At 61.0% G+C, this 21,523-nt stretch carries 29 protein-coding genes; 9 read left to right on the top strand and 20 right to left on the bottom strand.

What is annotated here, in order from left to right; translation table 11 throughout:
- The first annotated feature begins 88 nt into the window (after nucleotides 1-88).
- On the top strand, nucleotides 89-940 hold the full coding sequence (locus tag CO657_RS06905; protein WP_054185894.1) for an oxidoreductase: 852 nt from the start codon (nucleotides 89-91) through the stop codon (nucleotides 938-940).
- Between the two features lie 84 nt (nucleotides 941-1,024).
- Here the strand turns inward: CO657_RS06905 and CO657_RS06900 are convergent, their stop codons facing one another.
- On the bottom strand, nucleotides 1,025-1,966 hold the full coding sequence (locus CO657_RS06900; protein WP_054185903.1) for an alpha/beta fold hydrolase: 942 nt from the start codon (nucleotides 1,964-1,966) through the stop codon (nucleotides 1,025-1,027).
- A 349-nt stretch (nucleotides 1,967-2,315) separates the two neighbouring features.
- On the opposite strand from CO657_RS06900, the gene dapA reads away from it, so the two are divergent.
- The 4 genes from dapA to CO657_RS06880 all read left to right on the top strand — a co-directional run bounded on the left by dapA (nucleotide 2,316) and on the right by CO657_RS06880 (nucleotide 4,322).
- A complete protein-coding gene (dapA, locus tag CO657_RS06895; protein WP_054185895.1) occupies nucleotides 2,316-3,236 on the top strand; it encodes a 4-hydroxy-tetrahydrodipicolinate synthase in 921 nt (306 codons plus the stop codon).
- A 120-nt stretch (nucleotides 3,237-3,356) separates the two neighbouring features.
- A complete protein-coding gene (locus CO657_RS06890) occupies nucleotides 3,357-3,539 on the top strand; it encodes a hypothetical protein (protein WP_054185896.1) in 183 nt (60 codons plus the stop codon).
- A gap of 26 nt (nucleotides 3,540-3,565) precedes the next feature.
- A complete protein-coding gene (locus CO657_RS06885) occupies nucleotides 3,566-3,829 on the top strand; it encodes a hypothetical protein (RefSeq protein WP_054185904.1) in 264 nt (87 codons plus the stop codon).
- 181 nt (nucleotides 3,830-4,010) lie between these two features.
- A complete protein-coding gene (locus tag CO657_RS06880) occupies nucleotides 4,011-4,322 on the top strand; it encodes a DUF1883 domain-containing protein (protein ID WP_003587179.1) in 312 nt (103 codons plus the stop codon).
- Between the two features lie 4 nt (nucleotides 4,323-4,326).
- Here the strand turns inward: CO657_RS06880 and CO657_RS06875 are convergent, their stop codons facing one another.
- Nucleotides 4,327-5,643 (bottom strand): replication-associated recombination protein A, encoded by a 1,317-nt coding sequence (locus tag CO657_RS06875; RefSeq protein WP_054185897.1) that lies wholly within the window; start codon nucleotides 5,641-5,643, stop codon nucleotides 4,327-4,329.
- Nucleotides 5,640-7,043, bottom strand: a complete 1,404-nt coding sequence (locus CO657_RS06870) for a DegQ family serine endoprotease (RefSeq protein WP_012557374.1) — start codon at nucleotides 7,041-7,043, stop codon at nucleotides 5,640-5,642. Before CO657_RS06870 ends, CO657_RS06875 begins: the two co-directional genes overlap by 4 nt.
- Before the next feature lie 259 nt (nucleotides 7,044-7,302).
- Between CO657_RS06870 and CO657_RS06860 the strand changes: the two genes are divergently transcribed.
- Together CO657_RS06860 and CO657_RS06855 are read left to right on the top strand one after the other, a co-directional pair.
- A complete protein-coding gene (locus tag CO657_RS06860) occupies nucleotides 7,303-7,683 on the top strand; it encodes a YkvA family protein (protein WP_054185898.1) in 381 nt (126 codons plus the stop codon).
- A 21-nt stretch (nucleotides 7,684-7,704) separates the two neighbouring features.
- Nucleotides 7,705-8,058 (top strand): lysozyme inhibitor LprI family protein, encoded by a 354-nt coding sequence (locus CO657_RS06855; protein ID WP_012557372.1) that lies wholly within the window; start codon nucleotides 7,705-7,707, stop codon nucleotides 8,056-8,058.
- 58 nt (nucleotides 8,059-8,116) lie between these two features.
- On the opposite strand, the gene ilvD is transcribed toward CO657_RS06855, so the two are convergent.
- Complete coding sequence (gene ilvD / locus CO657_RS06850) at nucleotides 8,117-9,955, bottom strand: dihydroxy-acid dehydratase (RefSeq protein WP_054185905.1); 1,839 nt, start codon at nucleotides 9,953-9,955, stop codon at nucleotides 8,117-8,119.
- A 335-nt stretch (nucleotides 9,956-10,290) separates the two neighbouring features.
- Here ilvD and msrP point away from each other — a divergent pair, with 335 nt between their 5' ends.
- Together msrP and msrQ are read left to right on the top strand one after the other, a co-directional pair.
- Nucleotides 10,291-11,238 (top strand): protein-methionine-sulfoxide reductase catalytic subunit MsrP, encoded by a 948-nt coding sequence (gene msrP, locus CO657_RS06845; protein WP_054185899.1) that lies wholly within the window; start codon nucleotides 10,291-10,293, stop codon nucleotides 11,236-11,238.
- Entirely contained in the window at nucleotides 11,238-11,894 is a 657-nt protein-coding gene (msrQ, locus tag CO657_RS06840; protein ID WP_054185900.1) for a protein-methionine-sulfoxide reductase heme-binding subunit MsrQ, read from the top strand. The genes msrP and msrQ overlap by 1 nt, the downstream gene beginning before the upstream one ends.
- A gap of 10 nt (nucleotides 11,895-11,904) precedes the next feature.
- Here msrQ and CO657_RS06835 read toward each other — a convergent pair whose 3' ends face one another.
- The 16 genes from CO657_RS06835 to rplX all read right to left on the bottom strand — a co-directional run bounded on the left by CO657_RS06835 (nucleotide 11,905) and on the right by rplX (nucleotide 21,513).
- Nucleotides 11,905-12,327 carry a ribosomal maturation YjgA family protein gene (locus tag CO657_RS06835; RefSeq protein ID WP_054185901.1) on the bottom strand — a complete coding sequence of 141 codons (423 nt, stop codon included), beginning with the start codon at nucleotides 12,325-12,327 and terminating at the stop codon, nucleotides 11,905-11,907.
- Between the two features lie 168 nt (nucleotides 12,328-12,495).
- Nucleotides 12,496-12,918 carry a 50S ribosomal protein L17 gene (gene rplQ, locus CO657_RS06830; protein WP_003573769.1) on the bottom strand — a complete coding sequence of 141 codons (423 nt, stop codon included), beginning with the start codon at nucleotides 12,916-12,918 and terminating at the stop codon, nucleotides 12,496-12,498.
- Nucleotides 12,919-13,095: 177 nt separating this feature from the next.
- Nucleotides 13,096-14,106 carry a DNA-directed RNA polymerase subunit alpha gene (locus tag CO657_RS06825; protein ID WP_003547579.1) on the bottom strand — a complete coding sequence of 337 codons (1,011 nt, stop codon included), beginning with the start codon at nucleotides 14,104-14,106 and terminating at the stop codon, nucleotides 13,096-13,098.
- 97 nt (nucleotides 14,107-14,203) lie between these two features.
- Complete coding sequence (gene rpsK / locus CO657_RS06820; protein ID WP_003547577.1) at nucleotides 14,204-14,593, bottom strand: 30S ribosomal protein S11; 390 nt, start codon at nucleotides 14,591-14,593, stop codon at nucleotides 14,204-14,206.
- Between the two features lie 133 nt (nucleotides 14,594-14,726).
- Nucleotides 14,727-15,095, bottom strand: coding sequence for a 30S ribosomal protein S13 (rpsM, locus tag CO657_RS06815; protein WP_003573772.1), 369 nt, complete (start codon nucleotides 15,093-15,095; stop codon nucleotides 14,727-14,729).
- Between the two features lie 221 nt (nucleotides 15,096-15,316).
- Nucleotides 15,317-15,967 (bottom strand): adenylate kinase, encoded by a 651-nt coding sequence (locus CO657_RS06810; protein WP_003587191.1) that lies wholly within the window; start codon nucleotides 15,965-15,967, stop codon nucleotides 15,317-15,319.
- Entirely contained in the window at nucleotides 15,964-17,304 is a 1,341-nt protein-coding gene (gene secY, locus CO657_RS06805; protein ID WP_054185902.1) for a preprotein translocase subunit SecY, read from the bottom strand. Before secY ends, CO657_RS06810 begins: the two co-directional genes overlap by 4 nt.
- Before the next feature lie 233 nt (nucleotides 17,305-17,537).
- The gene (gene rplO / locus CO657_RS06800) at nucleotides 17,538-18,014 is read right to left on the bottom strand and encodes a 50S ribosomal protein L15 (protein WP_012557366.1); all 477 of its coding nucleotides are present in this window, start codon (nucleotides 18,012-18,014) and stop codon (nucleotides 17,538-17,540) included.
- A gap of 16 nt (nucleotides 18,015-18,030) precedes the next feature.
- Nucleotides 18,031-18,240: a 50S ribosomal protein L30 gene (gene rpmD / locus CO657_RS06795; RefSeq protein ID WP_003547566.1), complete on the bottom strand. Its 210-nt coding sequence runs from the start codon at nucleotides 18,238-18,240 to the stop codon at nucleotides 18,031-18,033.
- A gap of 14 nt (nucleotides 18,241-18,254) precedes the next feature.
- Nucleotides 18,255-18,824 carry a 30S ribosomal protein S5 gene (rpsE, locus tag CO657_RS06790; RefSeq protein WP_003573784.1) on the bottom strand — a complete coding sequence of 190 codons (570 nt, stop codon included), beginning with the start codon at nucleotides 18,822-18,824 and terminating at the stop codon, nucleotides 18,255-18,257.
- A 130-nt stretch (nucleotides 18,825-18,954) separates the two neighbouring features.
- On the bottom strand, nucleotides 18,955-19,317 hold the full coding sequence (gene rplR, locus CO657_RS06785; RefSeq protein ID WP_003578671.1) for a 50S ribosomal protein L18: 363 nt from the start codon (nucleotides 19,315-19,317) through the stop codon (nucleotides 18,955-18,957).
- 12 nt (nucleotides 19,318-19,329) lie between these two features.
- Nucleotides 19,330-19,863, bottom strand: a complete 534-nt coding sequence (rplF, locus tag CO657_RS06780) for a 50S ribosomal protein L6 (protein ID WP_003578670.1) — start codon at nucleotides 19,861-19,863, stop codon at nucleotides 19,330-19,332.
- Between the two features lie 42 nt (nucleotides 19,864-19,905).
- The gene (gene rpsH, locus CO657_RS06775; protein ID WP_003547562.1) at nucleotides 19,906-20,304 is read right to left on the bottom strand and encodes a 30S ribosomal protein S8; all 399 of its coding nucleotides are present in this window, start codon (nucleotides 20,302-20,304) and stop codon (nucleotides 19,906-19,908) included.
- 12 nt (nucleotides 20,305-20,316) lie between these two features.
- The gene (gene rpsN, locus CO657_RS06770) at nucleotides 20,317-20,622 is read right to left on the bottom strand and encodes a 30S ribosomal protein S14 (RefSeq protein ID WP_003573787.1); all 306 of its coding nucleotides are present in this window, start codon (nucleotides 20,620-20,622) and stop codon (nucleotides 20,317-20,319) included.
- 32 nt (nucleotides 20,623-20,654) lie between these two features.
- On the bottom strand, nucleotides 20,655-21,212 hold the full coding sequence (gene rplE, locus CO657_RS06765; protein ID WP_003573788.1) for a 50S ribosomal protein L5: 558 nt from the start codon (nucleotides 21,210-21,212) through the stop codon (nucleotides 20,655-20,657).
- A complete protein-coding gene (gene rplX / locus CO657_RS06760; protein ID WP_003587195.1) occupies nucleotides 21,205-21,513 on the bottom strand; it encodes a 50S ribosomal protein L24 in 309 nt (102 codons plus the stop codon). Before rplX ends, rplE begins: the two co-directional genes overlap by 8 nt.
- Between the last annotated feature and the right edge of the window lie 10 nt (nucleotides 21,514-21,523).

Here is a 21,523-nt window from a genome sequence, read left to right as displayed (position 1 = left end):
TACAGCAACGGATTTTCGGTCAAATTCAACCCGTCAGCACAGAGATGCGACGCCGAGACAACCAAATAGTCCTCGAAAGGAATTCGTCATGAAAGTCTGGTTCATCACTGGTGCATCCCGCGGCTTCGGCGCGCTGATGACCAAGGAAGCCCTTACCGCTGGCGATGCCGTCATCGCCACCGCCCGCAACCCGAAGACCGTCACCGAGCAGTTCGGCGACCATCCGAACCTCCTCGCCGTAGCGCTTGACGTCACCAACGAGGCCCAGGCGAAAGAGGCGGCGGCAGCCGGCGTCGCTCGCTTCGGCCGCATTGATGTTCTCGCCAACAATGCCGGCTACGGCCTGCTCGGCGCCGTCGAGGAGGCCACGGCCGATGAGATCGAAAAACTCTATGCCACGAATGTCTTCGGCCTTCTGAAGGTGACGCGCGCCGTGCTGCCCTATCTGCGGCGCCAGCGTTCCGGCCACGTCCTGAACTTCTCCTCGATCGGCGGTTACTTAGGCTATCCCGGCTGGGGCGTCTACGGCTCGACGAAATTCGCCGTCGAAGGCTTGTCGGAATCGATGGCCGCCGAACTCGAACCCTTCGGCATCAAGGTGACGATCGTCGAGCCCGGATTCTTCCGCACCGACTTTCTCGCCGATACGTCGCTGGCGGTAAGCCCGGCCTCGATCGCCGATTACGAAGGCACGCCGGCCGGCAACATGCGCAATTTCGCCGCCGACGCCAATCATGCCCAGCCCGGCAACCCCGCCAAGCTCGCCGCCGGCATCATGACAATGGTCAATTCGGCCAACCCGCCGCTGCGCATGCCGTTCGGCAGCGACACGGTGGCGATGATCGAAGCGCAGCATGCGAGCGTCGAAAAGGAACTTGCCGGCTGGCGTGAACTTGCCCTCTCCACGGATTTTCCGAGCGATGCGGCGGCCTCGGCCTGATACGCAAGACTATGCCTGCGCCGCTTTCCGGATATCGGGGTGCGGCGCAGGTTCGCTCGTGACCAGAAGGCCGACCGCTGGACTTTATTTGCCGACCTGCTCGGCCCAGTTCGGCGCCTTGCCGCCGCCATCGAGGAAAGTCATCGCCACATTCGCCATGAGCGGCGAAGCGAAGGTCTCGTAGTGGGTGAGATCGGGCAGGATCGCCAGCCGGTTCTTCGACATGTTCTCCCGCATCCAGCCCGCATCGCGCAGACCGCCGCCGAGCTTGTGGTAGAAGTCGATCATATGCTCGGGGCGGATCATATCGGCGTCGCCATAGATCAGCATCACCGGCATGGTGAGCCTGGCGACGGCATCGCTATAATCCTTGGGTTCGCGCATCAGCGCACCCATGGCATCGAGCAGCTTCGGAAACTCGGACACGTCGGGCGCCACCGCCTTGTAGGAGAGGAACATCGGCGTGTCCTTCATCATCTCGGCCATGCCGGCGCCGACGGCCGCCTGCTGCGGCAGCATCTCCGGGAAGAAGCCGTTCTGCGCATAGGGCGCCGAGAGGATCACCAGGCGGCGCACCTGGTCGGGCGCGTTCGCCGCCATGTTCAGCGCCACTCCGCCGCCGAAGGAATAACCGAAGACGTCGAGCTTGTCGTAGCCCAGTTGTTTCACCAGGATCGCGAGATCGGCGCCGATTGCCGCAAGGTCGATCGGCCGCTTGCCGAGCGGCGTACGGCCATGGCCCTGCAGATCGACCGCGATTACCTGCCGGTGGTCGGCGAAAACAGGCATGACCGGCGCGAACATCTCGATCTGCCCGAGGCCGCCGTGCAACAGCAGCAGCGGTTCGCCCTCCCCGCGGATTTCGTAATAATAGTCGATACCGTTGACCGGTACGCTTCCCTTCCTGACGATCGGCGCGACCGCCTTATCCTCGCTCGCCGACGCACCGCCGGCGCCTGCCATATCGGGCACGGCCAGGAATGCGGCAGCGGTTGCGACCATCGAAATCAGCCTCATCTTCGACATGTCCTTGCTCCGTTTTTGCATCGATACCGCAAGGACGGCGGCGGCCAGGCTTTTCCGACACTACTCTTCGAAATTTGCCGATTCAGCCTTTATGCAATTCTTATATTTTCATTCGTCGCCCCGAATGGATTTCCTACCGCAGGCGGCAGTAGGCTTCTGCCATCACTGCAAAGGTCAGATGCCATGCGAGATATCATGTCTTCCGGTTTCCACCCTCTTCGCCCGTACAGGATCACGCGAGGCAGCCGGCAGATGCGCGAGAAGCGCACGGCCCAGGCGCTGATGTTCTTCGGCGTCGTGCTCGCCTGTGTCGAACTCTACATCATCCTTGGCACGCTCTGAGGCCGCCATGGAGACGGCCAGAATGCCACGCCTTGCTGGCGCGATCACCGCCCTCGTCGCGCCGTTTCGCCATGGCAGGCTCGACAGGCCGGCGCTTCAGGCGCTTGCGGAATGGCAGGTCCTCAGCGGCGTCAACGGGCTTGCGGTTTGCTCTGTTACAGGAGAAGGCCCCACGCTTACGCCGCGGGAGCGCGCCGAGGTGATTGATCTCGCCATCCGCTCTGCTGCCGGCCGCGTGCCCATCATCGCCGCCACCGGCACCAACTGTACCGAAAGGACGATCGCGCTGACGCGAGAGGCCGAAGCGCTCGGTGCCGCTGCCGCACTCATCACCGTGCCTTATTATTCCAAACCCGGGCAGAAGGGCATCATTCACCACTTCGAGCAGGTGGTGGCCGCAAGCGGACTGCCTGTTATCGTCGACAATGCGCCGGCGCAGACGGCGAGCGACCTTTCAACGGAAACGCTCGGCCAATTGGCTGCCAACCCTGGGATTCTTGGGATTACCGACGCCACGGGCGACATCGCCCGATTCGCCGGCCTCTCGCCGTTCCTGCGGCAGCGCTTCCGCTTCTTTTCCAGACATGATCCTTCTGCGCTCGCCTTTACCATCGCCGGCGGCGACGGCGTGATCTCGCCGGGAGCCAACGTGCTGCCGCGGCTCTTCACCTCGATGTACCGGGCGGCGCGGGCCGGAAACCTTTCGGCAGCGCTTTCGCTGCAAGATCGGCTACTGCCGCTCATTGCCGAGTTCGGGCCGGAGGGCGATCCGGCCGGCATTAAGCATGCGCTGCAACTGCTCCGCGGGCTTGAAGTCGTACTTCGCCTTCCGCTTGTCACCGCCGAGCCTGAGAGACGTTTTGCAATCGGCAAGGCGCTTGCACCTTTCCTTGACGAACGCGGCGGGACAATGGCGCTATCCATATGATATTTTTATGTTTCTCTACACATACCAAATGGAAACCCTATCCGTCCCGGATTATTTTTTAAAGGTGACGCCGCCGCACCATCTAGCAGCGGTTGTGTGAGACTTCGAAAGGACAAACCGATGTCACGCCTGACTAAACCGAGTGCCGAAATCGCCCCGCTGAAACGTAACCACATCAGAATACTCACCGCCGATCCCTCCCATCAGATTCTCTCCGGCCTTGCCGCCATTGCGCCCTGGCTTGCGGTGACTATGGCTTTTGCCGGATTTGTGCAGATGACCTTCAACCTCATCTCCCGCTGAAGCATCGGAACAGAAGGATCATCATGATGGCAAACGCACAGCAACGTCGCAGCCTTCCGGCCAGCCTCTCCTCGCCTTCCACCCGCTTCACCGTCGGCCGCGACAGAAGCGGTCGCTGGATTGTCCACGATCGCGACGGCCTTGTCGGCGGGCTCTTCATCAATGAGGAGGCGGCCCTTCATTTCGCCGCCGGCGAATGCAACTGCACCTCCGCGGATATCTGCAGAGCGGCCGGAGGCATGATACTTGAATTCACGCCCTTTGCCCGCAGCAATGCGAATATCCACTAAACCCTGCCTATGCTCCCGCCCCTTTCCCGTGGCGGGAGCACGACGACATGAGCTCAGCGCGTAATTAGAGTCATAGAGCGTTCGTGGTGGACGCGCGGCACTCTATTGGCTGATTCCAACCTTTCCTTAACCGGCACGCTGGTAGAATCCAGTCGCAGAGACTTCAGACACAACGCGACCGATGCCGAAACCGAATTTCCGCTTTACCCATTACGATCTCAAGGAACAACGCGCCGGAACGATCGTCGAGGTGTCGTTGAATGCGGTAAACAACGTTCGGCTGATGACGGCGCCGAATTTCCAGCGGTTCACCGAGGTTCTCGATTTCAAATATATCGGCGGCGTCGCGCGCAAATCGCCGATCAAGATCGCCGTTCCGGAAAGCGGCCACTGGCATATCGTCGTCGATATGGAAGGCCATCACGGGCTGGCGGAATCGTCCGTCAAGGTGATCGCCGCGCCGCCAAATCAGAAGGCGCCGCGCGCGTCTTGAAGGTTCAGCGCGGATTGCGCTCCCGACGAAGTTTTTCCCACCATTCCAGCCGCTTGCGGATATCACGCTCGAAGCCGCGCTCCGGCGGATCGTAGAAGGTCTGGCGGCCCATCTTCTCCGGGAAATAATCCTGGCCGGAAAAGGCGTCCGGTTCATCGTGATCGTAGCGGTAGCCCTCGCCGTAGCCTTCGCCCTTCATCAGCTTGGTCGGCGCATTGAGGATATGCTTCGGCGGCAGCAGCGAGCCGTTCTGCTTGGCGGCCTGACTAGCGGCCTTGAAGGCGGTGTAGACGGCATTCGATTTCGGCGCGGTGGCGAGATAGACGCAGGCCTGCGCCAACGCCAGTTCGCCTTCCGGAGAGCCGAGATACTCATAAGCATCCTTGGCGACGTTGCAGATCACCAGCGCCTGCGGATCGGCAAGGCCGATATCCTCCACCGCCATGCGCACCAGCCGCCGGCCGAGATAAAGCGGATCCTCGCCGGCATCGAACATGCGGGCGAGATAATAGAGCGCGGCATCGGGATCCGAGCCGCGCACGGATTTGTGCAGCGCCGAGATCAGATTGTAATGACCGTCCTGCGCCTTGTCATAGACGGGAGCGCGGCGCTGGACGATCCGCGTCAGGCCTTCGGTGTCGAAGCTCTCGCCCTCGCGCGCGGCCCGCCACACCTCTTCGGCAAGCGTCAGCACCGCACGGCCATCGCCGTCGGCCATGCGGATCAGGCTGAGACGCGCTTCCTCGGTCAACGGCAGCGGCTTCTGCTCGATCGCCTCGGCGCGCTTCAGCAATTCCTCCAGGCTCTCCTCGTCATGCGACTTGAAGGTCAGCACCCGGGCGCGCGACAGCAGAGCGGCATTGAGCTCGAAGGACGGGTTTTCGGTGGTGGCGCCGACGAGAATGACGGTGCCGTCCTCCATAACAGGCAGGAAACTGTCTTGCTGGGCGCGGTTGAAACGGTGGATCTCGTCGACGAAGAGCAGTGTCTGACGGCCGTCCATGCGGCGCAGGCGGGCCGTTTCGAACACCTTCTTCAGATCGGCGACACCGGAAAAGATCGCTGAAATCTGCTCGAAAGCCAGCCCCGCCTCACCCGACAGCAACCGCGCCACCGTCGTCTTGCCGGTGCCGGGCGGGCCCCAGAAGATCATCGAGCCGAGCGAACCGCTTTCGATCATCCTTTTCAGCACGCCGTCTTCACCGGTCAGATGTTCCTGACCGGTAACATCGGCAAGCGTCTTCGGCCGCAGCCGGTCGGCAAGCGGCCGCCTGGCGGCAACCTCCTCCGGAACGCGCGGCGCGAAGAGGTCATTGCTCATCGGAAGAACTGCCGGATGCGCTGGCCGTCGCGCTCGATCTCCACCCGCCAGAGGCCGGGGTCGCTATCGGCGATTTGGGACAGCTCGCTGGTCGACTTCACGTCGGTGCCGTTGATCGAGACGATGATATCCTTCGGCTCGAAACCGAGACGGGCGGCAGGCGAATCCTCCTTCACCTCGGATACGACGACGCCTGCCGATTCCGGCGGCATGCGCAGCTCGTCGGCGACCCGCGGCGAAAGGTTCTCGACGACAGCACCGCTGAAGGGGGTACGCCCGCCGATGGTGCGCTGGTCGCGCGGCGAGGTTTCCGGGGCGCGATCGAGCGTCAGCGGCAGCTGCTCCTCGCGGCCGTTCTCGACGACCGTGAGCTTGACGGACTTTCCGAGACCGGCCGTCGTCAGCCGGTAAAGCAGCGCATCCGGATGCTCGACCGAAATACCGTCGACAGCGGTGACGATTTCACCGGCCTTCAGCCCGGCCTTGGCGGCCGGGCCGCCTTCCGAAACCTTGACGACCAGCGCGCCGCGCGCCTTGTTCAGTCCAAGCGCTTCGGCGACTTCCGAGGTCACCGCATCGAAACTCGCGCCGACATAGGGCCGCTCGAAGGATTTGACGCCGGCATCGGCCGAGGCGAGGAAGACCTTGACCAGATTGGCGGGGATGGCAAAGCCGATACCGTTCGAGCCGCCGCCGCGCGAGAAGATCGCCGTATTGATGCCGATCAGTTCGCCCTTCATGTTCATCAGGGCGCCGCCGGAATTGCCGGGATTGATCGAGGCGTCGGTCTGGATGAAGAAGCCGAACTCGTTCCTGACCACCTGGTTGCGGGCAAGCGCGGAGACGATGCCGCTCGTCACCGTCTGGCCGACGCCGAAGGGGTTGCCGATCGCCAGCACGAGATCACCGACCTCGACGGCATCGGAATTGCCGATCGGCAATGTCGGGAAACTTTCCTTGGTGTCGATCTTCAGCACGGCAAGATCGACACGGTCGTCGCGCAGCACCACCTTGCAGGGGAACTCGCGTCCATCCGGCAGCGCAACCTTGATATCGTCGGCGCCTTCGACGACATGATTGTTGGTCACGACAGTGCCGTTCGCCTCGACGATGACGCCGGAACCGAGCGAGGACTGCTTTTCCGAGCGATTCGGCATCTGCTGGCCGAAAAACTGCTCGAAGAAGGGATCGCCGGCAAAGGGCGACTGCCGCTGGACTGTCTTTTCCGCATAGACATTGACGACGGCGCCGGATGTCTGCTTGACGAGCGGCGCGAAGGAGAGCTGCATCTGCATCTGGCTCTCGGGCACCGTCTTTGCCGTCTGCGCGTAAGCGGCAGCCGGCAGAAGCAGCGTCAGAGCGAGCAGCGAAACGGAGGCGTGTTTGAACAGGCCTTGCATGATTATCCCTTTTTGAATCCTCTTGAGCAACGTTTAGAGCATGATGCCGAAAAGTGTGAGCGGTTTTCGGACGACATCATGCTCTAACTATTTAGTTGCGAACAGGATTCAGATTTTAAGCCGAACCGGCCTAAAATCATCCTGTTCTGCGGCCCGACGCTAGAAAGAAAAGAGGGCGGAAGCATGGAAGAATAAGGCAGAGACGACCCCACGAGACTGCGCTTGAAGCCTTTGCGAATTCGATTCAGGAAATTTGGCCATGCAACTGATATCAAAAGCTAAAATCTGGGCGAAGTCACTGAAGCGTGACATCGTCGCCCTATGGCTTGCCGCGCGGGATCCGCGCGTGCCTTGGCCTGCGAAAGCGGTGGCCGGCGCCGTTGCGGCCTATGCGCTGTCGCCCGTCGATCTCATCCCCGATTTCATTCCCGTACTCGGCTATCTCGACGATCTCCTCATCGTGCCGCTCGGCATTCTGCTGGCGACGCGGCTTATCCCGGCCGAGGTGATGAGCGAGCTTCGCGCCGAGGCGGCAAGATGCATCGAGCGCCCTTCCGGCCGGGCCGGATTGATCTTCATCCTTGCCGTCTGGCTTGCCTGCATCATCTTCCTGGCTCTGGCATTGCGCAAACTGGTTTGACCGGCAGCAACAGGAACAGGAATGATGACGGCAAGAGCGATGATGATGAGTTTTGGTTTTGCGATTTCGATCTTCGCATCGGATATGGCACAGGCGGCGAGTTTCGACTGCGACGCGAAGGAATTGAAGCCGGACGAAAAGACGATCTGCGACAATCGCGCGCTCAACGATGCCGACGTGAAGATGGTGACGACCTTCGAACTGCTCTCCGGTCTGCTGGCGATGGGCGCGCGCGGGACATTGCAGGACGAGCAGACTGCCTGGCTGAAGAAGCGGCAGGAATGCGCGGCGGATGCCGTCTGTATCAAGGCTGCCTATGATGAGCGGCTGAAGCAGCTCGGCGAGAGCTATAAAAACATCAACCGGCCGCTTTGAAAGCGACCGGTCGGCAGAGCAACTGACTTTTAATCAGTAGGTCGTCGGCTCAGGCTACTCAGCGAGCGTTCAGATCCCGCACGGCGCCGCGATCGGCGCTCGTCGCGAAGGCGGCGTAAGCCTTCAGTGCCGTCGTGACGTTGCGCTTGCGCACTTCTGCGGGATGCCAGCCCTTGGCGTCCTGATCGGCGCGGCGGGCGGCGAGTTCGGCCTCGTCGACGCGCAGGCTGATCGTGCGGTTCGGGATGTCGATGTCGATCATGTCGCCTTCGCGCACCAGGCCGATCGTACCGCCATTGGCCGCTTCCGGCGAGGCGTGGCCGATCGAGAGGCCGGAGGTGCCGCCGGAGAAGCGGCCGTCGGTGATCAGCGCGCAGGCCTTGCCGAGGCCCTTCGATTTCAGATAGCTCGTCGGATAGAGCATTTCCTGCATGCCTGGGCCGCCCTTCGGGCCTTCGTAGCGAATGACGACGACGTCGCCGGCCTTCACCTCATTGGCGAGGATTGCCTTGACGGAGGCATCCTGGCTTTCGAAGACGCGGGCCGGGCCGGAAAATTTCAGGATCGATTCATCGACGCCGGCCGTCTTGACGATGCATCCGTCGACCGCGAGATTGCCCTTGAGCACGGCAAGGCCACCATCCCTAGAGAAAGGATGTTCGACCGAGCGGATAACGCCGTTCTGGCGGTCGGTGTCGAGTTCGTCCCAACGGGCCGCCTGGCTGAAGGCGACCTGGGTCGGGATGCCGCCGGGTGCGGCACGATAGAAGTTGCGGACGGTTTCGCTGGTGGTGCGGGTGATATCCCAGCGGTCGATCGCATCGCCCAGCGTCTCGGCATGCACTGTCGGGCAATTGCGGTTCAAGAGACCACCCTTGTCGAGCTCTCCGAGGATCGACATGATGCCGCCGGCGCGGTGCACGTCTTCCATATGAACATCGCTCTTGGCGGGTGCGACCTTCGACAGGCAGGGCACCCGGCGCGAGAGCGCGTCGATATCGGCCATGGTGAAATCGATTTCGCCTTCATGGGCGGCGGCAAGGATGTGCAGGACCGTATTGGTCGAGCCGCCCATAGCGATGTCGAGCGCCATGGCATTCTCGAAGGCCTGTTTGGAGGCGATGGTGCGCGGTAGCGCCTTGACATCATCCTGCTCGTAGTAACGGCGGGCGAGATCGACGATCAGATGGCCGGCCTCGACGAAGAGGCGCTTGCGGTCGGCATGGGTTGCAAGCGTCGAGCCGTTGCCGGGCAGCGACAGGCCGAGCGCCTCGGTCAGGCAGTTCATCGAATTGGCGGTGAACATGCCGGAGCAGGAGCCGCAGGTCGGACAGGCCGAGCGCTCGATGGTCTGAACGTCCTCGTCGCTGATCTTTTCATCGGCTGCGGCGACCATGGCATCGACGAGATCGAGCGCATGCGTCTTGCCGTGCAGCACAACCTTGCCCGCTTCCATCGGGCCGCCCGAGACGAAGACTGTGGGTATGTTGAGGCGCAGCGACGCCATCAGCATGCCGGGGGTGATCTTGTCGCAGTTGGAGATGCAGACCATGGCGTCGGCGCAATGGGCATTGACCATATATTCGACGCTGTCGGCGATGAGTTCGCGCGAGGGCAGCGAATAGAGCATGCCGTCATGGCCCATGGCGATGCCGTCGTCGACGGCGATCGTGTTGAACTCCTTGGCAACACCGCCGGCCGCCTCGATTTCGCGGGCAACGAGCTGGCCGAGGTCCTTCAGGTGCACGTGGCCGGGTACGAACTGGGTGAAAGAATTCACCACCGCGATAATCGGCTTGCCGAAATCCGAATCCTTCATGCCCGTGGCGCGCCAAAGGCCGCGCGCGCCTGCCATGTTGCGGCCGTGGGTCGTGGTTCTGGAACGGTAGGCTGGCATCGGTATCTTCCTCGACGTGTCGGAGATCATCAGGCGAAGCAGGGCGGCATTGAGCCTGCGGCCGGGCAACGCTGCTGTTTGGAATTGTCCTAATCCAATCGGCAGGGACTGTCACTACCGGCAAGGCCAAATCCGGTACGCTGCCTGGAGAAGCGCCTTGAGCGCCGTTGGTGATATACGGTTCGGCGCGGGGTTCGGTTACAGCCTATTCCATCACAGCCGAACACAAAAAATTGGCTTCCCGTCAGCAATATTCAAGGCTTAGAGACTAATCCGAATATGCGGGCGGTTCGTTTAGAGACTATATTCGGGAAACCCGCCCTGGAGGTTTCGACATGCCCAGCTATCGCCCACCGAAGATCGCGTCGTCGGAAATCACGCCGCACCAGCTCTATCTGCGCCGCCGTGAATTCCTCGGGGCTGCAGCACTCGGCGCCATGGCGCTCTACGGCGCCGGCACAGCGAGTGCGGCCGCCCTTTCCGCCGTCGAGAGCAAATACAAAGTCGACGAGAAGCCGACGCCGATCAAGGACGTCACGACCTACAACAATTTCTATGAGTTCGGCCTCGACAAGGGCGATCCCGCGGCGAATTCCGGCGATTTCAAACCGCTGCCCTGGACGATCAAGGTCGACGGCATGGTCAACAAACCTGGCACTTTCGACCTCGAGGCATTGATCAAGGAATTCCCGATCGAGGAGCGCACCTACCGCATGCGCTGCGTCGAGGCCTGGTCGATGGTCATTCCCTGGGATGGCTTTCCGCTGGCATCGCTCCTCGACAAGGTGGAGCCACTCGGCAGCGCCAAATATGTCGCCTTCGAAACCGTGGTGCGGCCGGAGGAAATGCCGGGGCAGAAGGGCTTCTTCCAGTCGCTCGACTGGCCCTATGTCGAAGGTCTGCGGCTCGACGAGGCGCGCCATCCGCTGACGCTGCTTGCCGTCGGGCTATATGGCGAAACCCTGCCGAACCAGAACGGTGCGCCGGTCCGTCTTGTGGTGCCTTGGAAATACGGCTTCAAGGGCATCAAGTCGATCGTCAGGATGACGCTCACCGACCAGCAGCCGAAGAACACCTGGCAGGTGACCAATGCGCAGGAATACGGCTTCTACGCCAACGTCAACCCTGCGGTCGACCATCCGCGCTGGAGCCAGGCGAGCGAGCGGCGCATCGGCGAAAGCGGCTTCTTCGGCGCGAGCCGCCATCCCACCCTGCCCTTCAACGGCTATGCCGACGAGGTGGCGAGCCTTTATGCAGGCATGGATCTGAAGGCGAATTTCTGATGGCGGAATTGTCGCTCGCCATCCCGAAGCGCTGGCAGCCCGCTTCCGTCTGGCTGCTTTATGTCGTGGGGCTGGTGCCTGCGGCCTGGACCTTTTATCTCGGCGCGACCGATCAGCTCGGCGCTGATCCGGTCAAGACCTTCGAGCTGTTTCTCGGTATCTGGACGATCCGCTTCCTGATCGCAACCCTTGCCGTCTCCCCTGCCCGCGAACTCCTCGGCTGGAACTATCTGCGCTACCGCCGCGCGCTGGGCTTGCTGACCTTCTACTACGCGCTGATGCACTTTACCGTTTACATGGTGCTCGACCAGGCGATGGATGTCCACGCCGTCATCAACGACGTGCTGAAGCGGCCCTTCATCATGTTCGGCATGGCCGGGCTTGCGATGCTCATACCGCTGGCGGTGACATCCAACAATTTCTCGATACGCCGCCTCGGCAAGAGCTGGATCTGGCTGCACCGCCTCGTCATGATAATCGCCGCCTGCGGAGCGCTGCATTTCGCGCTCTCGACCAAGATCCTCGATCTCGAGCAATATATCTATGTCGGGCTGATCATCGCTCTCATCCTCTATCGCTCCTGGCGGCCGATCGCCCGCAGCCGGAAAAAAGGCCAGGGGCGGACGCGCAATCGCGCCATGGCGTCGGCTTCGTGAGACGGTAGACCTATCGGCGAGGACCAACCGCCGCCCGACGGACGGGATCGCAGGCGCAGGCCACGGCGATCCCGATCGCATAGGCCAGCATGTTCCAGAGCGAAAAGACGCGGCCGAGCAGCAGTGCGCCTGCGGTGGTCAGCCGAAACGCGTCGAGCCAGGGCGTGTGATAGAGCCGGAACAATTCCACTGAAATCGCTATCGTCAGCGCAATGACAGCAAGTGCGGCCGGCCGTGACCTTGCGACAAGGAGCGCCACGAGCAGATAGACCATCGCACCCCAGAGCGCCGACCCTCCATATTTGACGACGATGAAGGGCAGCTCGATCGCGTAGCCGAAGCGCCTGAGCGCCAGTCCGAGGAGAATGACGAGGAGCAGAGCGGCGAGGCGACGGAATTGCACGCGGGAGCGGGTGTGAATGATTTCGTGCAATTCAGCTGTCCCTCACAGTCCCAGCCATTTGAACGGCTTCTATGCAGATACCGCATTGTCAGGGGCTTAGCCGTCGTCACAGAGCGAAGGTCCGGCCCGCTGCTCTGAACAAACAAAAACAGCCGGGCTTTGCGAGCCCGGCTGTTTTGTTTCCGACGGAGCGGAAGATTAAGCGGCGACGGCCTGCTCTTCGGCAGCGACGCGGGCCTTGTCGGCTGCGCCCTTGGCGAAGGTGTCGCGGTCAACGAATTCGACAACGGCCATGGCGGCATTGTCGCCCTGGCGGAAGCCGGCCTTCATGATACGCAGATAGCCGCCGTTGCGGGTGGCGTAACGCGTTGCGATCGTGTCGAACAGCTTCGAGACGACAGCGGCATCGCGGATCTGCGAGATCGCCTGACGGCGAGCATGCAGGTCGCCGCGCTTGCCGAGCGTGACGAGCTTCTCGACGATCGGACGGATTTCCTTGGCCTTCGGCAGGGTCGTGACGATCTGCTCGTGGGTAATCAGCGAAGCCGCCATGTTGGCGAACATCGCCTTGCGGTGGCTTGCAGTTCTATTCAGCTTGCGGCCGGCTTTACCATGGCGCATTGCTATTCTCCTTTAATGCAGGTGCCCTTACGCTAAGTGGGCCTGCCGTTTCCTGGCACATGCAGGCGATCGGCCTGCTGTTTGACGGGGAAAGGCAGCCGAAAGAGCCTGCCTTTTGTTATGTTCTTGCGATCGGCGTGCGGGCGGAAAACCGCTCCACACTTTTCCTCACGCCGCTCAATATTGGTCTTCGTAACGCTTGGCGAGATCTTCGATGTTCTCGGGCGGCCATGCCGGCACTTCCATGCCGAGGTGCAGGCCCATGGAAGCGAGAACTTCCTTGATTTCGTTCAGCGACTTGCGACCAAAATTCGGTGTGCGGAGCATTTCTGCTTCGGTCTTCTGAATGAGGTCGCCGATGTAGACGATGTTGTCGTTCTTCAGGCAGTTTGCCGAACGGACCGACAGTTCGAGTTCGTCCACCTTCTTCAGGAGAGCCGGGTTGAAAGCCAGTTCGGTGACTGCTTCCTCTTCGGTTTCCTTCTGCGGCTCGTCGAAGTTGACGAAGACGCCAAGCTGATCCTGGAGAATGCGCGCCGCAAAAGCGACGGCGTCTTCGCCGGTGATCGAGCCATCGGTTTCGATGGTCATGTTCAGCTTGTCGTAGTCGAGAACCTGTCCTTCGCGGGTATTTTCAACCTTGTAGGACACCTTCTTGACCGGCGAATAGAGGCTGTCGACCGGGATGAGACCGATCGGAGCATCTTCCGCACGATTGCGCTCAGCCGGAACGTAGCCCTTGCCGTTGTTGACGGTGAACTCCATGCGGATTTCGGCGCCCTCGTCGAGCGTGCAGATGACATGCTCGGGGTTGAGGATTTCGATATCGCCGACCGTCTGGATGTCGCCAGCCGTGACAACGCCCGGGCCCTGCTTGCGCACGACCATGCGCTTTGCGTCGTCGCCATCCATCTTGATGGCGATTTCCTTGATGTTGAGCACGATGTCCGTGACGTCTTCGCGGACGCCCGGAATCGAGGAGAATTCATGCAGCACACCATCGATCTGCACCGCCGTGACGGCAGCGCCGCGCAGCGAGGAGAGCAGAACGCGGCGAAGCGCATTGCCGAGGGTGAGTCCGAAGCCGCGCTCCAGCGGTTCGGCAACAAGCGTCGCCCTGGTGCGCGAGCTCGAGGAGAACTCCACCTTGTTCGGCTTGATCAGTTCCTGCCAGTTCTTCTGAATCATGAGTTTGCCTTCCGTTCGTTGCCACCATCCAATCGTGGCAACCGAGCTTGAAAACCACCGGGAGCGCCAAGGCGCTCACCAGTGACGAGAGCGATGATCAGACGCGGCGCTTCTTGCGCGGACGGCAGCCATTGTGCGGGATCGGGGTCACGTCGCGGATGGACGTGATCATGAAACCTGCAGCCTGGAGCGCGCGCAGAGCCGATTCACGACCCGAACCCGGACCGCAGACTTCGACTTCCAGCGACTTCATGCCGTGCTCCTGAGCCTTCTTGGCGCAGTCTTCAGCAGCAATCTGGGCAGCGAACGGGGTCGACTTGCGCGAGCCCTTGAAGCCCTTGGCGCCAGCCGACGACCAAGCGATCGCGTTGCCCTGGGCATCGGTGATGGTGATCATCGTGTTGTTGAAGGTCGAGTTGACGTGAGCGACACCCGACGAGATGTTCTTGCGTTCACGACGGCGAACGCGGACGGCTTCCTTAGCCATGGTATTCCTTTCGTTGATCTCTTCACCGCCGTAATGCCAGCGGCTACACCGGAACGGCGCCTATATGGTCCCGCTCCAAACTCAAAAGAGGCCGGCGCAGACCGCCAGCCTCCCCACCCCGGTTTCCCGGAAATTACTTCTTCTTGCCAGCGATTGCCTTTGCCGGGCCCTTGCGGGTGCGGGCATTGGTGTGCGTGCGCTGACCGCGGACCGGAAGGCCGCGGCGATGACGCAGGCCGCGGTAGCAGCCGAGGTCCATCAGGCGCTTGATGTTCATCGCGGTATCGCGACGAAGATCGCCTTCGACCTGATAGTCGCGGTCGATGGCTTCGCGGATCTGAAGGACTTCGGCGTCCGTCAGCTGATGCACACGACGTTCAGCCGGGATACCGACCTTCTCGACGATTTCCTGTGCGAATTTCGGACCGATCCCGTGAATGTAGGTCAACGCGATAACAACGCGCTTCGCAGTCGGGATGTTGACGCCAGCGATACGTGCCACGCCTGTTCTCCTTGCATTCCAGTTGCCATCCGGCAAGTGGGCTTCGTTATGCGGCCTTTGGAACCGCTCGTTCAGATTTACGTCCGTAACATGTCAAAACGACCGCACCCGGACTTCCCTGGGAAATCCGCGCCGATCGCATGGAATGTCGCGAGTTGGCGCGGTGTTTAGCGGAATCACTGCTGAAAAGCAACCGTTCCGCCAAGTTTATTTTCAAAGCCTTAAAGCTTGGAAAGAATGTTTTCGACCTCGGCCGTCACCTGATCGATTTCCGCCATGCCGTCCACGGACCTGAGTTTGCCCTTGGCATGGTAATAGCCGATCAGCGGCGAGGTTTCCTTGTAATAGACCTGCAGCCGAGCCGTCATGGTCTCCGGATTGTCGTCGGGACGGCGCTTGAAGTGCGTGGAACCGCACTTGTCGCAGACGCCTTCGGCAGCCGGAACCTTATCGGTATCGTGATAGACACTGCCGCACTGTGCGCAGGAGTAGCGGCCGGCGACACGGCGGACCAGTTCGTCATCGTCGACACGGAATTCGATGACGACGGAGAGGCCGAGGCCCTTCGCCCGCAGCATCGCTTCGGTGGCATCCGCCTGGACAAGCGTCCTCGGGAAACCGTCGAGAATGAAGCCGTTGGCGCAATCTGGTTGATCGATTCGCTCGGAGACGATGGCGATAACAATCTCATCCGAGACAAGTTTGCCGGCATCCATCACCGCCTTGGCGCGCTTGCCGACATCCGTGCCGGCGTTAACCGCTGCGCGCAGCATGTCCCCCGTGGAAAGCTGCGGAATGCCGTGCTTTTCCACGATCCGCTGGGCCTGGGTTCCCTTACCCGCGCCCGGCGGCCCTAAAAGGATAAGTCTCATCGCCCCCTCTTTCCTCCACGCAACTTCGATTTCTTGATCAGGCCTTCGTATTGCTGCGCGATCAGGTGACCCTGGATCTGTGCAACCGTATCAAGAGTTACGCTAACCACGATCAAAAGCGAAGTCCCACCAAGGGATAATGGGATGCCGGTTTGCGACACCAAGATCTCCGGAAGGATGCAGACGAAGACGAGATAGATTGCGCCGATCACCGTGATTCGGGTCAGCACGTAGTCGATATATTCGGCGGTGCGCTCGCCCGGGCGGATGCCGGGAATGAAGCCGCCATGCTTCTTCAGATTGTCGGCCGTGTCCTTCGGATTGAAGACGATGGCGGTATAGAAGAAGGCGAAGAAGGCGATCAGCGCCGCATAGAGCACCATGTAGAGCGGCTGGCCATGGCCGAGGGCCGCTACGATCGACGTTGCCCAGGAGGGCATTGCCGTGCTGTTTGCAAAGCCTGCAAGCGTTGCCGGCAGCAGCAGCAGCGACGAGGCGAAGATCGCCGGGATGACGCCCGAGGTGTTGAGCTTCAGCGGCAGATGCGAGGTATCGCCCTGGAACATCCGGTTGCCGACCTGGCGCTTCGGATACTGGATCAAAAGCCGGCGCTGCGCGCGCTCGACGAAGACGATGACCCCGATGACGCCGATCGCGACGATGATGACCAGCAGAATGAGGAAGGTCGACAGGGCGCCCGTACGGCCAAGCTCGAGCGTGCCGGCAAGGGCTGTCGGAAGACCGGCGGCGATGCCGGCGAAAATGATCAGCGAGATGCCGTTGCCGATGCCGCGCGACGTGATCTGCTCGCCGAGCCACATCAGGAACATCGTGCCGCCGAGCAGCGTCAGAACGGTGGAAACACGGAAGAACAAGCCGGGATCGACGACGAGGCCCTGGCCGCTCTCGAGACCGGCGGCAATGCCGTATGCCTGGAGCGCACCGAGGATGACCGTGCCATAGCGGGTATACTGGTTGATGATCTTACGGCCCTGCTCGCCCTCTTTCTTGAGGTTTTCGAGCGCCGGCACGACCGATGTCATGAGCTGCACGATGATCGAAGCAGAGATGTAGGGCATGATGCCGAGCGCGAAGATCGCCATGCGCTGAACGGCGCCGCCCGAAAACATGTTGAAAAGGCCGAGAATGCCACCCGCCTGGCCGCGGAAAGCCTGGGCATAGGCTTCGGGATTGAGGCCCGGAAGCGGAATATGGGTACCGAGCCTGTAAACGAGGAGAGCTGCCAGTGTGAACCACAGGCGCTTCTTCAAATCCTCGGCTTTGGCAAAGGTCGAAAAATTGAGGTTGGATGCCAATTGTTCCGCTGCAGAAGCCATGCGTTTCTCCGCGCTACCAATTCCGGCGTCTCTGGGGGATAGGCCGGCCCCGGAATCAGTATGAAAATTATTCAAAACCGGGTTCAGTACGGATTGCAGCGCAACCCCATGCCTCACCCTTGTTTCAGTCTTACCGGCATGACGCGGGCGCGCCAGCCAACATTTTGTGAGGCCCACATATGGGAGCAAAATCGCCCGGTGTGAAGCACCCCGGGCGATATATCATCAGATTATTATTCGGCTGCAGCCGGAGCCGAAAGCAGCGTCACGGTGCCGCCGGCCTTTTCGATTTTCTCGACGGCAGGCTTGGAGGCGCCGGCAACGACGATGGTGATCTTGGCCTTCAGCTCGCCGTCGGCGAGAACGCGAACGCCGTCCTTGGTGCGGCGGATGACGCCGGCTGCCTTGAGGGCAGCTGCGTCAACGGTCGCCTTGGCATCGAGCTTGCCGGCGTCGATCGCCGCTTGGATGCGAGCCAGCGACACAACAACAAAATCGGAAGCGAAAATGTTGTTGAAGCCGCGCTTCGGCAGGCGACGATAGATCGGCATCTGGCCGCCTTCGAAGCCGTTGATGGCGACGCCCGAACGGGACTTCTGACCCTTCACACCGCGACCACCGGTCTTGCCGGAACCCGAGCCGATACCGCGGCCGAGGCGCTTGCGGCTGTGGGTCGAGCCTTCGTTGTCTTTAATTTCATTGAGTTTCATGAGCGTTTCCTCCGTCTCACTTCTCGTCGACGACGCGAACGAGATGCTGGACAGCACGGATCATGCCACGAACCGAAGGAGTATCCTCCAGCGTGCGGCGACGGTGCATCTTGTTCAGTCCGAGACCGATCAGCGTGCGCTGCTGAACATCCGGACGGCGAATCGGGCTGCCGATCTGTTCGATCGTGACAGTCTTCGCTTCAGCCTTCTTGGTAGCCTTGGCCATCTGTCAAACTCCTCTTATTCTTCAGAGGCGTTGCCGGAGGCGCTACGACGAGCCTGCAGCGTTGCATACTTGATGCCGCGCTGAGCTGCGATGTCCTTCGGGTGAACCTGGTGCTTCAGAGCGTCGAAGGTGGCGCGAACCATGTTGTAGGGGTTCGACGAACCAGTCGACTTGGCGACGACGTCGTGCATGCCGAGCGTTTCGAATACGGCGCGCATCGGACCGCCGGCGATGATGCCGGTACCGACCTTGGCCGAGCGCAGCAGAACCTTGCCGGCGCCATGGCGGCCGTGAACGTCGTGATGCAGCGTACGGCCGTCACGCAGCGGTACGAAGATCAGTTCGCGCTTGGCGGCTTCGGTTGCCTTGCGGATGGCTTCCGGCACTTCGCGTGCCTTGCCATGGCCGAAGCCAACGCGGCCCTTCTGGTCGCCGACGACGACGAGTGCTGCGAAACCGAAACGACGGCCGCCCTTGACAACCTTGGCGACGCGGTTGATCGCGACCAGCTTGTCGACGAATTCGCTATCGCGCTCTTCACGGCTCTGGCGGTCTTCCCGCTGCGGCCTTCTTTCCTGTGCCATTGTCCTCTTCCTTTTTCTTTTCCGGGTGCAATCGGCAAATACATGTGGACCGCATCAGCCTCCCCTTCCGGAGAGTGCCTGCGGTCCGGCGAAAATCCGGCCGGCGCCAAAGCGTCCGGCCGGAAACTGATCAGAAGGTGAGACCGCCTTCGCGGGCTGCATCGGCGAGAGCCTTGATGCGGCCATGATAGATGAAGGCGCCACGGTCGAATACGACGTCGGTAACTCCAGCCTTCGAAGCGCGCTCTGCAACGAGCTTGCCGACGAGGGCAGCTGCTGCTGTGTCAGCACCGGTCTTCAGAGAACCGCGCAGATCCTTATCGAGGGTCGATGCAGCGGCAAGTGTCTTGCCGGCAACATCGTCGATAACCTGAGCGTAGATGTTCTTCGAGGAGCGATGAACCGACAGGCGCGGACGGCCGTTGGCCACCGACTTGAGATGACGGCGCACGCGGTTGGCACGACGTGCAAGTGCTTCTTTCCTGCTAGCCATTTCGCGTGATCCTTACTTCTTCTTGCCTTCTTTGCGGACGATCCGCTCGTCAGCGTACTTGACGCCCTTGCCCTTGTAGGGCTCAGGACCGCGATATTCGCGGATTTCGGCGGCGACCTGACCGACCTGCTGCTTATTGATGCCGGAGACAACAATTTCAGTCGGCTTCGGAACGGCGATCGTGATGCCGACCGGCGGCTCATAGATCACGTCGTGGCTGAAGCCGAGGGCCAGCTGCAGGTTCTTGCCCTGCAGCGAGGCGCGGTAACCGACGCCGTTGATTTCGAGCTTGCGCTCAAAGCCGTCCTTGACGCCCTTGAAGATGCCTTCGATCATCGTGCGGGACATGCCCCACTTCGAACGTGCATCCTTGGTCTGGTTCACGGGCGTCACGACGACCGCGTTGTTTTCGAGCTTGAGGCTGATTTCGTCGTTAGCAACGAAAAACAGCTCGCCCTTCGGGCCCTTTGCAGTGACCTTCTGGCCATCGACCGTAGCCGTGATCCCAGCAGGCACCTGAACGGGCTTTTTACCGATACGAGACATGTTTCAATCCTGTCTGTTCGCTATGGAGATCCCTGCCCGATCTTAGAAGACCGAGCAAAGAACCTCGCCGCCAACGTTCTGTTCGCGAGCCTGGTGATCGGCCATCACACCCTTCGGAGTCGAAAGGATGGTGATGCCGAGGCCGTTCGCGACCTGCGGAATGGACTTGACCGAGACATAAACCCGGCGGCCCGGCTTGGACACACGGCCGATCTCACGGATCACCGATGCGCCTTCATAATATTTCAGCTCGATGCTGAGTTCCGACTTGCCATTGCCGAAATCGACAACGGAATAGCCACGGATGTAGCCTTCGGACTGCAGGACATCGAGAACACGTGCACGGAGCTTGGACGCAGGCGTCGAAACCGACGACTTGCGGCGGGAAGCGCCGTTACGGATACGGGTGAGCATATCGCCCAACGGATCAGTCATTGTCATGTAACCTGCTCCTTACCAGCTCGACTTGACGATGCCCGGCACCTTGCCGAGATTGCCCAGTTCACGCAGCGCAATACGCGACATGCGCAGTTTGCGGTAATATGCGCGCGGACGCCCCGAAACTTCGCAACGGTTGCGAATACGGGTCTTCGATCCATCACGCGGCAGGGATGCCAGCTTGATCGAGGCCTTGAACCGCTCTTCGATCGGAAGAGCCTGGTTCATGATGATCGCCTTCAACGCAGCCCGCTTAGCGGCCTGGTTGGCGACCGTAGTACGGCGGCGCTTATTCTTTTCAACTGCGCTTGTCTTCGCCATGTCAGGTTCCTTTTCTACGCTCGTCGTTACGGTTATTGACGGAACGGGAAGCTGAACTCTTTCAGAAGAGCCCGTGCTTCGTCGTCGGTCGTCGCCGTCGTGCAAACGATGATGTCCATGCCCCACATCTGATCAACCTTGTCGTAGTTGATCTCAGGGAACACAATGTGCTCCTTGATGCCCATGGCGAAGTTGCCACGGCCGTCAAAGCTTTTCGGGTTCAGGCCGCGGAAGTCGCGAACGCGCGGAAGCGCGATGTTGACCAGGCGATCCAGGAACTCGTACATGCGGGCGCCGCGCAGGGTGACCTTCGCGCCGATCGGCATCTGTTCGCGGACCTTGAAGCCTGCGATGGAGTTGCGGGCGCGGGTGATGACCGGCTTCTGGCCGGCGATCGCTGCGAGGTCGGCGGCAGCTACCGTCGGCTTCTTCGAGTCAGCGGTCGCTTCGCCGACACCCATGTTGATCACGATCTTGTCGAGCTTCGGGATCATCATCTCGTTGGCGTAGGAGAACTGCTCCTGCATCGCCTTGCGGATGCGCTCGACATATTCCTTCTTGAGCCGCGGCTCGTATTTTGCCTCAGCCATCGATCACTTCTCCAGAACGCTTGGCCACACGGACCTTTTTGCCGTCAACAACCTTGAAACCGACGCGGGTCGGCTTGCCGTCCTTGTCGACGATTGCAACGTTCGACAGGTGAACGGAGGCTTCCTTGTTGATGATGCCGGCTTCCTGGGTCTGCGTCTGGCGCTGGTGGCGCTTGACGACGTTGACGCCACGAACAACGGCACGATCTTCCTTCGGCATGACCTGGACAACTTCGCCGGTACGGCCCTTGTCCTTGCCAGCGAGCATGACGACCTTGTCGCCCTTACGAATCTTCTGCATCCCTTTGCTC

The sequence above is a fragment of the Rhizobium acidisoli genome (assembly GCF_002531755.2).
Lineage (GTDB): Bacteria > Pseudomonadota > Alphaproteobacteria > Rhizobiales > Rhizobiaceae > Rhizobium > Rhizobium acidisoli.
Note: the sequence above shows the minus strand (reverse complement) of the source record. Positions and strands in the feature narration are given on the sequence as shown.